At 60.2% G+C, this 14,099-nt stretch carries 15 protein-coding genes and 1 pseudogene; 11 read left to right on the forward strand and 5 right to left on the reverse strand.

What is annotated here, in order from left to right; translation table 11 throughout:
* Position 1: 1 nt before the first annotated feature.
* A complete protein-coding gene (locus BLP76_RS04595) occupies positions 2–724 on the reverse strand; it encodes an ABC transporter permease (protein WP_092809910.1) in 723 nt (240 codons plus the stop codon).
* Between the two features lie 203 nt (positions 725–927).
* Positions 928–1,770, reverse strand: a complete 843-nt coding sequence (locus BLP76_RS04600) for a transporter substrate-binding domain-containing protein (protein ID WP_092810160.1) — start codon at positions 1,768–1,770, stop codon at positions 928–930.
* Between the two features lie 282 nt (positions 1,771–2,052).
* Between BLP76_RS04600 and hutC the strand changes: the two genes are divergently transcribed.
* The gene (gene hutC / locus BLP76_RS04605) at positions 2,053–2,796 is read left to right on the forward strand and encodes a histidine utilization repressor (RefSeq protein ID WP_092809911.1); all 744 of its coding nucleotides are present in this window, start codon (positions 2,053–2,055) and stop codon (positions 2,794–2,796) included.
* A gap of 86 nt (positions 2,797–2,882) precedes the next feature.
* Positions 2,883–4,211, forward strand: coding sequence for an NAD(P)/FAD-dependent oxidoreductase (locus BLP76_RS04610; protein WP_092809912.1), 1,329 nt, complete (start codon positions 2,883–2,885; stop codon positions 4,209–4,211).
* 67 nt (positions 4,212–4,278) lie between these two features.
* Here the strand turns inward: BLP76_RS04610 and BLP76_RS04615 are convergent, their stop codons facing one another.
* The 3 genes from BLP76_RS04615 to BLP76_RS18745 all read right to left on the reverse strand — a co-directional run bounded on the left by BLP76_RS04615 (position 4,279) and on the right by BLP76_RS18745 (position 5,317).
* Positions 4,279–4,470 (reverse strand): hypothetical protein, encoded by a 192-nt coding sequence (locus BLP76_RS04615; RefSeq protein ID WP_092809913.1) that lies wholly within the window; start codon positions 4,468–4,470, stop codon positions 4,279–4,281.
* A gap of 24 nt (positions 4,471–4,494) precedes the next feature.
* A complete protein-coding gene (locus BLP76_RS04620) occupies positions 4,495–4,938 on the reverse strand; it encodes a DUF892 family protein (RefSeq protein WP_092809914.1) in 444 nt (147 codons plus the stop codon).
* Positions 4,939–5,158: 220 nt separating this feature from the next.
* On the reverse strand, positions 5,159–5,317 hold the full coding sequence (locus BLP76_RS18745; protein ID WP_170130378.1) for a hypothetical protein: 159 nt from the start codon (positions 5,315–5,317) through the stop codon (positions 5,159–5,161).
* 55 nt (positions 5,318–5,372) lie between these two features.
* On the opposite strand from BLP76_RS18745, the pseudogene BLP76_RS19235 reads away from it, so the two are divergent.
* From BLP76_RS19235 to BLP76_RS04665, 9 genes and pseudogenes are all read left to right on the forward strand, one after another.
* A pseudogene (locus tag BLP76_RS19235) lies at positions 5,373–5,637 on the forward strand (cytochrome c3 family protein).
* A gap of 214 nt (positions 5,638–5,851) precedes the next feature.
* On the forward strand, positions 5,852–6,934 hold the full coding sequence (locus BLP76_RS04630) for a glycosyltransferase family 2 protein (protein WP_139163685.1): 1,083 nt from the start codon (positions 5,852–5,854) through the stop codon (positions 6,932–6,934).
* A 105-nt stretch (positions 6,935–7,039) separates the two neighbouring features.
* Entirely contained in the window at positions 7,040–7,834 is a 795-nt protein-coding gene (locus BLP76_RS04635; RefSeq protein WP_092809917.1) for a glycosyltransferase family 2 protein, read from the forward strand.
* Between the two features lie 7 nt (positions 7,835–7,841).
* Positions 7,842–8,951 carry an NAD(P)/FAD-dependent oxidoreductase gene (locus BLP76_RS04640; RefSeq protein ID WP_092809918.1) on the forward strand — a complete coding sequence of 370 codons (1,110 nt, stop codon included), beginning with the start codon at positions 7,842–7,844 and terminating at the stop codon, positions 8,949–8,951.
* Between the two features lie 13 nt (positions 8,952–8,964).
* Complete coding sequence (locus BLP76_RS04645; protein WP_244514412.1) at positions 8,965–9,444, forward strand: GtrA family protein; 480 nt, start codon at positions 8,965–8,967, stop codon at positions 9,442–9,444.
* A complete protein-coding gene (locus BLP76_RS04650; RefSeq protein WP_092809920.1) occupies positions 9,429–10,235 on the forward strand; it encodes an NAD-dependent epimerase/dehydratase family protein in 807 nt (268 codons plus the stop codon). The genes BLP76_RS04645 and BLP76_RS04650 overlap by 16 nt, the downstream gene beginning before the upstream one ends.
* A gap of 2 nt (positions 10,236–10,237) precedes the next feature.
* Positions 10,238–11,095, forward strand: a complete 858-nt coding sequence (locus BLP76_RS04655) for a sugar phosphate isomerase/epimerase family protein (RefSeq protein WP_244514413.1) — start codon at positions 10,238–10,240, stop codon at positions 11,093–11,095.
* On the forward strand, positions 11,076–12,491 hold the full coding sequence (locus tag BLP76_RS04660) for a DUF2142 domain-containing protein (protein WP_092809922.1): 1,416 nt from the start codon (positions 11,076–11,078) through the stop codon (positions 12,489–12,491). Before BLP76_RS04655 ends, BLP76_RS04660 begins: the two co-directional genes overlap by 20 nt.
* A gap of 782 nt (positions 12,492–13,273) precedes the next feature.
* On the forward strand, positions 13,274–14,095 hold the full coding sequence (locus tag BLP76_RS04665; RefSeq protein ID WP_092809923.1) for a hypothetical protein: 822 nt from the start codon (positions 13,274–13,276) through the stop codon (positions 14,093–14,095).
* Positions 14,096–14,099 lie beyond the last annotated feature (4 nt).

Raw genomic sequence — 14,099 nt, forward strand, 5'->3', positions numbered from 1 at the left:
CTCAGCTCCGCCCGAGGCCGTGCGAGAAGCTGACGGCGACGCGTCGCTCGGCTGCTGCGAAAAGCTGGCCGGAGATCGTGGTGAGCACCAGATAGAGGATGCCGCCGACGATGAAGAAGAGGAAATATTGGCGCGTGGAGCCCGCGGCGAGCTGCGATGTGCGCATGAGTTCGGCGAGGCCCGTGACCGATATCAGGGCCGAATCCTTAAGGCTCAGCTGCCAGACATTGCCGAGGCCCGGCAGCGAGAAGCGCAGGATCTGCGGGATGATGATACGGCGAAAGCGCAGGACCCGGCCCATTCCGATGGAGCGTGCTGCCTCGATCTCACCCTTGGCGATGGCATGAAAGGCGCCGCGATAGACCTCCGCCTGATAGGCACCTGAGATCATGCCGACGGCAAGCGCGCCGGCGAGAAACGAGGGCAGGCCGAGAAAGCCCTCGTATTCGAAGAGACGGCCGACGGCGCTCACCGCCTGTGAGCCGCCGAAATAGACGAGATAGATGACGAGGAGTTCCGGCGCTCCGCGAAGGATCGTCGTATAGGCATCGCCGAGTACGCGGGCGACGCGCGAGGAGGAGAGCTTGGCCGCCGCCACGCCTGCTCCAAAAACGGCGCCTATGGCGAGCGAGGCGGCCGTGACCGACAGGGTCATCAACGTCGCCCACAACAGAAGGCCGCCGCGGCCGTTGGGTCCGAATCCGATCAGGTCGATCCAGGACATCGCGTCTCTCTTGTTGCTGCTGCGGCGGTGCGCACCGCCGGTCGGCGCGAGGCGCCGCCGGGTGAGATGGAGCCTGTGGCAGGCGGGCGAGCTTGTGGTCGTCCGCCTGCCGCGAACCGCATGCCGGCCAGGGAGGCGTGCCCGGGTGCGGAAGCCTTTCGGGCATCCTCAACTTCAGGTGCGCCGGGCCGGCATCGCTTGACTTAGGGCGTGACGTCGACCTTCAGCCACTTCTCGCTGAGCGTCTTGACGGTGCCGTCGGCGATCGCAGCCTTGATGGCCTCGTCGAACTTCGCCTTGAGGTCGGTGTCGGACTTGCGCAGGCCGAGCCCTTCGCCTTCGCCCCAGATCTGACCGCCGATCTCCGGGCCGGTGAAGGCGAGATTGTTGTTCTCGGAAGCTTCGAAAGTGCCGAGCAGATAGGTGGCATCCTCAAAGCCGGCATCGATGCGGCCGACCGACAAATCGAGGTCGCGCTCGGCGGCGGTCTTGTATTCCTTGATCGTCGCCACGTCGCCGAAGTTCTCGTAGACGAAATTGGCATAGACCGTGGAGCTCTGGATGCCGATTGTCTTGCCCTTCATCGCCTCACGCAAAGGCGCGATCGCGTCAGCCTGGTCGCGCACGTCTTTCAGCTTGATGACCGTGCCGGTGCCCGGCAGATCGGCGAGACCGCTATCCTTCGGGGCGGCGAAGACGGCGGGCGTTGCCGCATAGGGAACGGTGAAGTCGATCACCTTCTGGCGCTCCGGCGTGATCGACAAAGCGTCCATGATGACGTCAAACTTGCCGGCATTGAGGGCGGTGATCATGCCGTCCCAATCCTGCGAGATCATCGTGCACTCAAGATCGGCATGCTCGCACAGGACCTTGAGGAGATCGGGCTCGAAGCCGACGATCTGGCCGCTCGCATCGGTGAGGTTCCACGGCGCATAGCCGCCCTCGAGCGCTACGGTGACCTTCTTCCAATCCTTCGCCGAAGCGACGCCCGGTACCAGAACGACCGCCGCGAGCGCGCCGGCCAGCGCAATCTTCTTGAAACTCATCCCGTTCTCCTCTGTGCGGAGCGTATCCGCCCCCTTTGCTGACGCACACCCCGGAGAGCTGTATGTGCCGTGGTTCGAAACCGCGAAGACAGCGTCCTCGCAGGCCGGGCGAGGGACGAAAAAGGCTGCGAAACCGGCCTGTTCGCCCTTGCCGCGCTTTTCGATTGCCATCGCGGCTCGCAGCGCTCTAGCTTGTACATACAAGTGACTGTATCCAAAATCGCAACGCTCGCAAGCCGAAATCCGACATCAAATTGTGCACAGGCGAAAAGGGCCTAAGAAATGGGCATCGAAGCCGGCAGGATCAGTGATGGCGCTGAGACGCCCCGTTATGCCGCGGTAAAGCGCATGATTGTCGAGCGGATCGCCGCGGGCGACTGGCCGCCGCGTCATCGGGTGCCGTCGGAAAACGAGCTCTCCGCCAAGCTTGGCCTGAGCCGCATGACCGTGAACCGGGCGTTGCGCGAACTCGCGGGCGAGGGGGTGCTGACGCGGGTGAAAGGGCTCGGCACCTTCGTCTCGGAGGGCAAGGGACAGACCTCCGTCTTCGCCGTGCGCAACATCGCCGACGAGATTGCCGAACGCGGCCACAACTATGCCGCCCAGGTCGTTCTGCTCGAGACGCTGGAGGCGAGCCGGGAGATTGCCGAGGATCTCGCAGTCGAGCCTGGCATCTCGGTGTTCCACAGCCTGGTCGTCCATCGCGAGGATGGAATCCCGGTCCAGCTCGAAGACCGGCTGGTCAATCCGAGGCTGGCGCCGGACTATCTCATGCAGGATTTCACCGCCCGCACGCCCAACGACTATCTGAACGCTGTCATTGCGTGGACGGAGGCGGAGCATACCGTCGAGGCCGTCCTGCCGGCGGCGTGGGAGGCGCGACTTCTGGCGATCGGGCGTGCCGATCCGTGCCTGTCGATCCGCCGCCGCACATTTGCGGGGGAGAAGGTCGTCACCGCAGTCAGGCTCGTCGTTCCGGGCGGCCGCTACAAGATCAAAAGCCGGCATCAGGCCAATGCCGTTTGAGTTTTCCTTCCGTCTGAGGCATGGCCTCGCCCTCTATCCGGGGCAGGGCGGTGCCGTCTGGTGCCAACCCTAAAGAGGAGAGTTTTATGGGACCGCAGGTCGATCCGGTCGTCTCCGATCGGGCATTTCCTGAAAAGGCCGATGTCGTCGTCATCGGCGGCGGCATCATCGGTGTCAGTTCGGCCCTGTTCATGGCCGAGCGCGGCATGGATGTCGTGGTGGTCGAAAAGGGCCACATCGCCGGCGAACAATCGAGCCGCAACTGGGGCTGGGTGCGCCAGCTCTATCGCGATCCACGCGAATTCGATCTGATCCGCGAGGCGCTCGGTCTGTGGCGGGGGCTCGATCAGCGCATCGGCGGCGAGACCGGCTTCACCCAATGCGGCATTCTCTATGGCGCGCGCAACGACAAGGACGTGGAAGCCTATCGCGCCTGGGCTGAAAAGGCGGCCGCTTCCGGCATCGCGACGGAGCTTCTTTCCGGCAGCGAGATGGAGAAACACCTGCCGGGCGATCGCGACCTGCCGAAGGCCATCCTTCTGTGTCCGGGCGACGGGCGTGCCGAGCCGCAGAAGGCGGCGCCCGCAATTGCACTCGGTGCCCGGGCCCGCGGCGCCCGCATCTTCACCGATTGCGCCGCGCGCGGGATCGAGACGGCAGGAGGCGAGGTCGCCGGCGTCGTCACGGAGCGCGGCCGCATCGCGACAAAGAACGTCGTCGTCGCGGGCGGTGCCTGGAGCCGGCGCATCCTGAGTGATCTCGATGTCGTCCTGCCGCAGCTCAAGGTGCGGGCGAGCGTTGCCCGCACCTCGCCGGTTGAGGGTGGGCCGGAGGTCTCCATCTGGGACGACGTTCTGGGTCTCAGGAAGCGCGCCGATGGCGGCTACACACTGGCGAACGGGCTTTCCAACGCGGCACCTCTGACGCCCGACAGTTTCCGCTTCTTCTTCGATTTCCTGCCGGTTCTCGCCATGGATTGGCGCCATGTCGGCCTGCGTCTCGACGAGCGCTTCTTCAGCGAATGGCGCGAGCGCAAGCCGGTGCCCTACGATCAGCCGTCGCCTTATGAGGCTTGCCGCGTCCTCGATCCGAAGCCGGACCTTGGCTATGTGCGCAAGTGTTTTGAGGAAGCGAAACGGCGTTTCCCGGTCTTCAACGATGCGCGCCTCGTGCAGACCTGGGCGGGCTTCATCGATACGACGCCGGACGTCGTGCCGGTGATCTCGCCGGTCGAAAGCTGCTCGGGCCTCATCGTCGCCACGGGATTTTCGGGCCACGGTTTCGGCATCGGTCCGGGGGCGGGGCATCTCGTCGCCGATCTCGTGACTGGCGAAAAGCCGATCGCCGATCCGCATGCCTTCCGCCTGTCGCGCTTCAGCGATGGCAGCCGCCCGAGGCCGATGACGAATCTGTAGGGTTATCGTATCCCGATAGGAGGATCCGGCCGTCATGCGCGCTCGTTTGGCAGCGGGATCTTGCGTCTCAGTTCCATTTTTGGGCGCTTTTGGACGGCGTCGTCTTGGTCACGAGTGCCGCCACGATCTCGAAAAGTCCGACGGCGATGAGCGGCACCCAAACCTCACTGGCAAAGCCGAATAGGAAGGGGGAACTCGCAAGGAGCGCGCCTCCTGGCCAGCGAGGGACGGAGAAAAGCGGGCCGGGGCGAAGCGCCACGGCTCGCTCTCCTATTCGCGCGCCTCAGGAGGAGGCGCTGTCCATCCAGGCTTTGTGGCGGCGCTCGTCCTCTAGGCCGCGCTCGAAGATCGGGCGTGCTTCGGGTGGAACTGCGGAATTTCCCGCGCCGCTGGAATAGGCGGCGATCGTATCGCTTTCGTTGCTGCTCATCGCTTTTAGGATGGTGCTGTCGCCCGCGATGGCTGCCATTTTGACTTTCCCCGTCGTCAGCATCTCCTTCATGTCGCCTTCCGCAGGCACTTCTGCGCCATGCTGGGCCGCAAGGTCGCGCAGCTCTGACAGGTGCCGGTGATGATCGCTGCGAAACTCCTCGATCTGGCGCTTGAGTTCAGGGTTTTCCAGCCGCTCGATCGTAGCGTCGTAGGCGGCGATTGCGTCCCGTTCCAAATAGACGAAATTGGTGATCAGCGTCTTGATATCGCCTTCGCTGCCGACTGTCGTTGCCATGGATTCGTCTCCGTTGTTGTTCGCGTGCTGGCAACACGGGGAGGGCAAGCCTGTTCCAAAAAAAATTCGACTTATATTTAGTCGGCGTATACTTGTCTTATTTTATATTATGAAGATGCAGATAGAACACTCATGGGGTTGTTTCTGGGCTGAATGAAAAGCTTGCGGAAGCGTGGCGGCCGCAACTGCAACGACCGCCGTCTTCTAAGCTTCGTGTGGTTCAGATGGCTTCGCCCGCGGCGTTGCGACCGGCGATGCGTCCGAAGGCAAGGATCTCGGCGATATTGCCGCCACCTGCAGGATAGCGTTCGCCGTACATTGAGCCGAGTTCGCCCGCTTTGTAGAGCTTTGGGATCGGCTTGCCGAAGGCGTCGATCACCCGACCCTTCGGGTCATAGCGCGGGCCGCCCGTCGAGGCTGCCTTTCTCGATGCCCTGCACCCGCAAAAGGGCATCACCTGCGAAAACTGCCATGGCGCGCAGGCGCCTACCTCGCCGGCGACGGATGCCGCCTGTCTCGCCTGCCACGGCAGTTACGCAGACCTTGCGGTCCGAAGGAATGTCACCCAATCCGCACGCCTCACATTTGGGCGAGATCGACTGCACGGAGTGCCACAAGGCGCATTCCCCCTCGACGCTCTTTTGCAGTGTCTGCCATCAATTCCCAACCCTCTTCATGCCGTCGGCAAACACGGATTGATGCCGCCCTCCGGGCGCGACAATGCCGGACTTGCGGTTCCAGTGGAGGATCGCCTAGGACACACTTCGCGGTCGGAGGGCTGAGGCCCTACTTGTACTTTGCTGAGGGATGCCAAAAGCAGCCGCGACTTTGAAGTCCGCAAAGAAGTGAGTTCTGAAAGCAGCTTCGTTGCAGAGTTCCTGGTAAGAGCCTATGGGTCCTACAGAATCATCTTATGAGTTCTGGTGGAGAATTTCCCATCGCCAACACATTTGAAGCTGCTGTCGACCCCGCGCCGGATGGTATTTCTCAACGACGGGAGATGTTTACTCCGTGCGGGGACGGACGCGATCGCTCTTGTCTGGTAAGCGTTGTGGTCGTTGCCAGTGCGTTTGCGCCTCATAAGCAACAACTTCTGTCCATCGCGTCATTCTTACGCAGTCGCTACGCTTTTTTCGAGATTTTGCTCATCGCACCGGCATCGGGTGAGACGGTCGATGATCTCGTCGCCGACATTGCTCGTGTCACACCGCAGATCCGTCTGCTTCAGATCGATGGTGCCAATGATTTCGACCGGCTGGCCATCCATGGTTATCAGGAATGCATCGGTGACATCGTCGTGCTGACATCGGCCGACGAGCTGCCCTTCATTGACCTCGCCACCTTGATTGAACCGATGCAGAGGGGAGAAAATCTCGTCCGACTTCGGCGCAAGTCCGGCTCCCTGTTCGAGAAAACGAGCTCGCTTATAATCCGCTCGGTCACTGGCTTCGAGGTCGATACACGCTTCTACCGCACCCTTGCCCTCAGCCGACAATTGCTGAGCGAACTCCTCGCATATCCGGAGGAAATCCAGCTCTTCCGTTTCAAGGCACATCACCTTTTCGGTCGCCAGCGTGTGATTAAGACCGATGCTGCCCCTGTGCGAGGAGGCTTCAGGCGTCTATTGCGCCGCATCGATCTGGTGGCGCGGTTGGTTGCCACCTCTGCGCCCCGGCTTTTACGGTTTGGGAGTGCTGTTTGTACGCTGTTTGCAATCGCTGCCCTGGCTTCGCTTCTCTACGTTTTCGCCATCTGGCTGATGAAGAGCGATGTGGCGGAAGGCTGGACGACGATGACAACGATGCTGGGTGCCTGGATGTTCGTTCAGCTTGCGGCTACGGCGATCTTGTGCCTCGGTCTTTCCCGCCTCCTGGATCGACAGGAACGCTCGCGTGCCCCTCGGCTCCTCAACGAGATGACGGTCAGCGACCTGTTCGGAAATGCCAGCGTGCTCAATGTGGAGGTATCGGAGCCGCATTCGGAGACCAAGCGGTGAAAGCCTTCCCCAGCCTGATGCGCGCAAGGCGGTCATCTTCTCCGGAGGAACTGTCATATTGAAGGTTGTGTGCTAGCGAGGCCGCTGGCCGCCCTGAGAGGATAAATGTCTGACGAGCCGAATTCCGAACGCGCTGTCCCAAGTTACGAATCCTATATTTTTCGCGACCGGGCGACCCGCTATTGCACCGTCATCCCGGTTATCAATGAAGGTGAGAGGATCGTGTCGCAGCTCACCCGCATGCGGGAGCTTGCGATCGATCAGCTGACCGACATTGTCATTGCTGACGGCGGCTCGACGGATGGCTCGATGGAGACAGAACGCCTGCAGGCTTTGGGTGTTCGAGCGCTGCTCGTCAAAAACGACAAGGGAAAGCTCTCTGCCCAGCTGCGCATGGGCTACGCCTTTGCCTTGGATGAAGGATATGACGGCATCGTCACCATCGACGGCAATGGCAAGGATTCCGTCGAATCGATACCGCTTTTTGTCGAGGCGCTTGATGACGGGATCGATTACGCTCAGGCCTCGCGGTTCATCGAGGGTGGCAAGGCATTGAACACGCCGCCGATCCGCACGGCCGCCATTCGGCTTGTCCATGCCCCTCTTTTGAGTCTAGCCGCGCGGCGTCGCTTCACCGACACCACACAAGGTTTCCGTGCTTACAGCCGGCGCTATCTCGAACATCCGGACGTGCGGCCCTTTCGAACCTGCTTCGATACCTATGAGCTGCTCGCCTATTTGACCGTGCGCGCCTCGCAGCTCGGACTGAAGACGCGGGAGATCCCAACAACCCGAAGCTATCCGGCAAACGAGCCTGTGCCGACGAAGTTAACCGCACACGGCAATGCTGACTTGATGAGGATCCTCTTCCGCACCCTGGCGGGCCGCTACAACCCGTAACGGAACGATGCAAATCCTGCCCACGCCCTCCAGGACCGCTTACGACGTCATCATCATTGGCGCTGGCTTCTACGGTCTGGCGCTTGCCGCGCATCTCGGGAAAGCCGGTCGGAGCGTTCTCGTTTGCGAAATCGCAGAAGAGGCGATGGGACGCGCTTCGAAGGTCAACCAGGCGCGGGTGCATGCGGGTTTTCACTATCCTCGCAGTTTTCCCACGGCCTTGCGTTCGTGCCACAACTTCGACCCTTTCGTTGACGAGTTCCGCCCAGCTATCGTTTCCGACTTTCAGATGCTTTACGCGATCGCGCGGTATCGCACGCGTGTGAATGCGCGTCGCTTCCATGGCATGTTCGAAGCGATGGGGGCTCCGTTAAGGCCGGCATCAGCTGCTCATCGGGCGCTCTTCTCCAACGATCTCGTGGAGGATGTTTTTGCCTGCACCGAATACGCTTTTGACTATTCGGTGCTGCGCGAACTTCTCTTCTCCCGTCTCCGACCCTTTTCTGTCGATCTCGTTTTTCGCACCGAGGTGGCGCAGGTAGCTCCTGGAAAAGGTGAGGGCATCCTCGTGACGCTGGGCGATGGGCGGATTGTTGAAGCGGGTCAGGTCTTCAATATCACCTATTCGCAAATCAATGGGGTTCTGAGGTCGAGCGGTCTCAAGCCATTGCCGTTGAAGCACGAGCTTGTCGAGATCGCCATCATCGATCCGCCGGCGGAACTGGGCGGTCTTGCGGTGACCGTCATGGACGGTGCTTTCTTCTCCTCCATGCCGTTTCCTGCGGCCAACGCCTATTCGCTCACCCATGTCCGCTACACCCCGCATTTCGGTTGGACTGACGACAACGCAGGAGAGGGCGCATATCAAATGGCCCAGCGGCTGCCACACGAGACGCGTTGGCGCCATATGATCAATGACGCCCGCCGTTATATGCCGGCCTTTGGCGAGGCGCGCTGGCGTACTTCCCTTTTCGACGTGAAGACGGTGCCGGTGAAAAACGAAGCAGACGACGGGCGTCCGATTCTCTTGCACGCCCATTCCGAGGTGCCGGGACTCTGGTCTGTTCTTGGCAGCAAGATTGACAATATCTACGATCTCTACGATGCGGTCGGGTGAAGAGGGGCGGGGAGTGTCTCACATCCACACGCGCCTCGCCCAATTGCTCTCGGCTTCGTTCCTGCGTTTCTTCGCGGCAAGCCTTGCTGGCCTTGTCTTTGATGTCGCGCTTGCGGCAACACTCAATCGGCTAGTCGGCCTTGCTTTGATCACCTCGGCGGCTGTCTCTCTCGTGACGGCGGCAGCCCTCATGTATCTGGTGCATGAGTTCTGGACCTTCCGCTCCAGTGAGAGACGGTTTTCCTTCGCTCGAATGGCCGGAACGGTGATTTCGGCGCTCGTCGCCTTGGCGGTGCGTTCCGGAATCCTTTATGCCACCTCTCGGCTTGCAGGACTTGGCGATAACTGGGTGCTCTTCCAGCTGCTTCTGGCGACCGGCACATCGTTCATCGTCAATTATGTCATTGTGCGGCGCGTCGTCGGGGGTGGGGTCAACCGCTCTGCGTCGGACACCCAACCACCCAGAGAGGATGACCCATGCGCCGTGCGCTGATCGGCTACACTGGTTTTGTCGGCTCGAACTTGAAGACGGCCGGCGGTTTTACGGACTTCTACAATTCCCGCAATTTTCGTGACATGGCCGGCGAGAGCTATGACGAAGTCGTGTGCGCTGGCGTCTCGGCCGTCAAATGGCTTGCCAACAAGGAGCCCGAGCGCGACTGGCAGGAGATTTCGGCGTTGCTCGATGTGCTTTCGCGGGTCACAGCACGGCGTTTCACCTTGATCTCTACCATCGACGTTTATCCTGATCCGTCGCAGCCTGATGACGAGACGACGATGCTGCCATACGAGGATGGCCAGCCCTATGGTCGTCATCGGCTGAAGATCGAGCGTTTCGTGGAGGAGCGTTTCGATGAGGCTTTCGTGCTCCGGCTGCCGGCCCTCTTCGGCCCGGGTTTGAAGAAGAACGTCATCTTCGATCTTCTGACGGAAAATCAGACTGAGAAGATCAATCCGGCTACGGTCTTCCAGTGGTATCCCGTTCGTCGCCTTGCTGCAGATCTGGCGGCGGCGCAAAGCGCGGATTTGAAGCTCGTCAATCTTTTTCCGGAGCCTCTGGCGACGCGGCGTCTTCTTGAGCTTTTCCCGGGCGCACAGGTCGCTCCGGCGAGTGATCCGGCACCCCATTACGCCCTGCAGACGCGGTATGCTGCGCTCTTTGGCGGCGTCGGGCATTACATCATGACCGCCGAAGAGGTGCTGAACGAGCTTTCGGACTTCGTTGCGGCTGCGCGTGCGAACCCGGAGCGTATGCTCGCAGGAACCCGGGGGCAGGCGCGATGAAGATGGAGCGGCGTTCGATTTCGAACATCGCCTGGCCGATCCAGGAGGACATCGCCGCTTTGGACCTTGCTGCCGAGCTCGGCTTCGACGGCGTCGAGCTTGCTCCCGCCAAGGCGCTGGGTCCTTTGGACGCCGTCGAGCTTGGCGACGTGCGCCGATACCGAGACGGTCTTGCTGCACGCGGCCTGTCGATCCCGGCGCTTCAGGGCATCCTGTTCGGTGCCGACGATGTTCATCTGTTTGCTAGCGATGAAGCGCGCCTCCGCCTTGCACAGCGGCTGGATCGGGTGGCGGAGCTCGCAGCGGAATTGGGGGCAGGGGCCTGTGTCTTCGGCGCCCCGAAATTGCGTGATCCGGGTGATCTCGATGCCGGCGAAGCATGGGCGAGGGCAGTGGAATTTTTCGCCGATATCGCACCACGCTTCGCCTCTCGCGGAACCAGCCTGTGTTTCGAGGCGAACCCGCCGATGTACGATTGCCGCTTCGTCACGACGACGGAAGAGGCGATGCGGCTGGTGAAGGCAGTTGGGGAGCCGGGATTCGCTCTTCAGCTCGATTTCGGGACGGTGTTCGCGAACGGTGAGACGGCTGAAACCGTGGAAAGCGCGGGGCGCATGGCTTGCCATTGCCATGTGAGCGAGCCCGGTTTGGTGCCGCTTGGTGCAGGCGAAGCGAAAAGCAGCTCGGTAGACCACGCGATGACAGGGGCGGCGCTCGTCGCCTCTGGTTATGAGGGCTGGATCTCGGTCGAGATGCGGGCGGTCGAGGATTGGCGCGGTGCCATGCGTCGAGCGTCAGCGTTCATAGAAAATTACTATTCATCGACTTCGCGGGGCCAAGATGGTGTCTCTACCTTCTGAGCGACTGATATCATTCTCATTGCCCAATCCGGCTAGTGTTTATCTTTTGCTGGCCGTTCCATATTTGATTTCCCTCGTTTTAATAATTCCTCCATTCCAGATACCCGATGAAGGTCATCATTATCTGCGCTCTGTTTCGATTTCAGAAGGAAGGTTGCTTCCGTCTAACGACGGGCAGGAAGGAACTGGAGGGGCTGTCGATGTATCCGCAGTAGAGTTTGTAAAAAGTTTTAGGTATCTTTTTTTCAATCCTAATAAAAAAGTAACGCGCGACAAGCTCGATCAAGCCCGTATGTACGATTTTAAGGGCCCTTCGGCGCCTACCTGGTTCTCCGCGGCCACTCTCTATCCTCCCTATGCCTACGCTGCGCCTTCGGCCGTCCTCGCGGCCGCGAGAGCTGTCGGGCTTTCACAACTTGATGGTTTCCGTTTGGCTCGCCTTGCCAATGGTCTGTTGGTTCTCGTTGCGGCTTCCATCGCGATTGCCTTGACTCCGCGCGGTAAATGGTTCCTCGTCGCTCTCTGCCTGTTGCCTATGTTCATGGCGCAAGCTGCTGGGATTAGCAGCGACGGCGCAGTCTTCGCAATTTCCCTTGTAGTTGTAGCTATGCTTGCCCGAGCAGCCGCATCTTCTTTCTTACGGCCGGGGACCCTGATGGCGATGGCAGGATTGGTGGCTTTGGTTGCCGCCATTCGCATCCCGATGATCGCTCTCGCTCTCCCTCTAGGCGTCGTTGGATGGTGTCGGCTGCCGATGTCGGGGTGGGGTCGCGGATGGACTACGGGGTTGGCCGTCGCTGTTGCCTTCTTGCCTCCACTTCTGTGGACCGCGGTCGCGGTCTCCGGACAAGTTGATCCGCGCTTGCTGAAGTCGGGAGCGGATGCGGGCATGCAGGTCCAGTATGTGTTGGCGAACCTGGCCCTCCTACCAAGTATAGCATGGAAAACGCTTGCAGCTCATGGAGCCGGTTATCTTTTTCAGTTCGTGGGTGTTCTTGGCTGGCTGGACACGCCAATTGACCCGCTTTTTGGTTTTTCGTTTTATGGCTTTTCTGCGTTCGTTCTGGTTGCTGTTTTGGCGATTGATATCTCGAGACGCACTCACGACGGCACATTGTTTTCTGTAGCTATGGCCGGTGCGGCAATTCTGTCCTCGGCCCTGATCTTCGCATCCCTTTACGTCGGGTGGACGCCGGTTGGCTACCCATTGGTTGAGGGCGTCCAAGGACGTTATTTTCTGCCGATCGCGGCTGTTTTTGGGGTGGCCGTTGCGGGACAAAACTGGCCTCCGTCCGAGAGACGCGATGCGGTTGCAGCAGGACTGATCGCGTTGTTCTACACGCTATCGCTGCCATGGGTGATGTGGACTCTTGTAAAGAGATATTATCTTTCGTAAATTAATTATATTAAATTGAAATATCAGGTAAATCTAATGTCATCCGTTTTGATGCGGGTGATATTTGTCCCTCTCCGGTTAGGTGGCGCGTTCGCCCCGTGGCCACGGCAGTTTGTGTCGCCGAGACTTAGATCGCGGAATTTGGTTCGGCTCAGGCCCATTTCGCCGCTGGGTCTCAAGGCCGTCACAAGATTTCATCGACTGCGGGTCTCGTCCACAAGGAGGCATTCCCGCTAGGACATAGCAATCGCCGGGTCTCACAAGGATGCCCTTCAGCACTGGTAAGCCTCCGGCGGCGGAGCTAAAATTTCGGCCTCTGGATCTGGTCGTGTGATGTTTGATGGAACACGCAGGCGCACTGGTCGCGGAAGCGTCGCCTGGGGCAGCCGGTTCTTGGCGAGTTCACGACGCCTCTTCTCGATCAGTGTGCGCACTCTCCTGAGAATGCGTGCGTCGAGTACGGCGCTTCGCCCAATCGCCTCTTGACAGAGCTGCTCTTAGGGTCTGGAGCCAAACGATGGACGTGCTGAATCGTGCTCACGCTCAGAAGCCCTCCGGTTGAGGATGGGAGCGGGCAGAGATCTCTGTGAACAGATCCGTGTGAACCGGCTTTTCGGCTCAGAATCACGCAAGAATATCAAACACCGAGGGGGTGGAACCTCGTCGCCGAAGCGAACGAGCTCGTTGTCGGTCATGCTTGTCTCCAGGTTCAAACGGAGCTGCGATGCCCTCATTCGCGTTCAGACGAATCTTTGGAGGGCATAGATGAGGAGAAGAGTTGCATGAATGCAAAGATCGCAGTGATTCCAGTATTCATGTTGATCGCAGGGATGGGCATCGCGAATGCTGCGCCAAAGCAGGATCTGGTCGACTTTTTTGTCGAACAGGGCTGCGCGATCGGACCTTTAACGAGGGCCGTCGCCCGAAGCGCTGGCTTTTCCAACGCGGATATCGACGCTCTGGTCGCGGAAGCCGATGACACTGCCGAGACCATTCGGACCGGAGATTGGATCGTCCTTCCGACAAGCCTTTGCCGCATTTCGCCTCCCGATGTCAGAAGCGAAATCCGTCTCGATGATCCCGAGGTGCAGGCGGTGACGACATCTATCGACGCCTATGCTGAATACGACGAGATCGGCTGTTTTTTAAGTGGGCAGGAGATCACCGAGCGCGTTCAAGAGACGCGAGGATGGGGGCAGGAGAAAGCGTTTCGTGAGTATCTGCGGTTCCTTGCGGAAAATCTTCGCAGCCACGACATTACCTTTTATAGCGATGATATGCTCAAAACGCCTCCCGGATTCCAGGTTCTGACGGGCGATTGCGCCGATGTGCCGAATATCGAAGACATTCGGCGATCGCAGGTGCTTCGTGACCAGGAGTTCGACACGCTTGTGCGCGCCGATTCCCGGGAAGTCGTATGCCTTCGCGATGACGCCCCCAGTTACCGCTTCATGGAGCTTGCGGAGAAACTTACGGGTGGCGAGAACAGCAATGTCTTTATGTCCTTCGAGGTGAAGCTGATGGCCCTCGGCGGCGGCTGGTTCGTGGGAACCAGCGCCACACAAAAAGGCGCGCCCCGGCCTCCGCTTTGCCGGTTCGAGTAACCGA

Source organism: Afifella marina DSM 2698, assembly GCF_900102695.1.
Lineage (GTDB): Bacteria > Pseudomonadota > Alphaproteobacteria > Rhizobiales > Afifellaceae > Afifella > Afifella marina.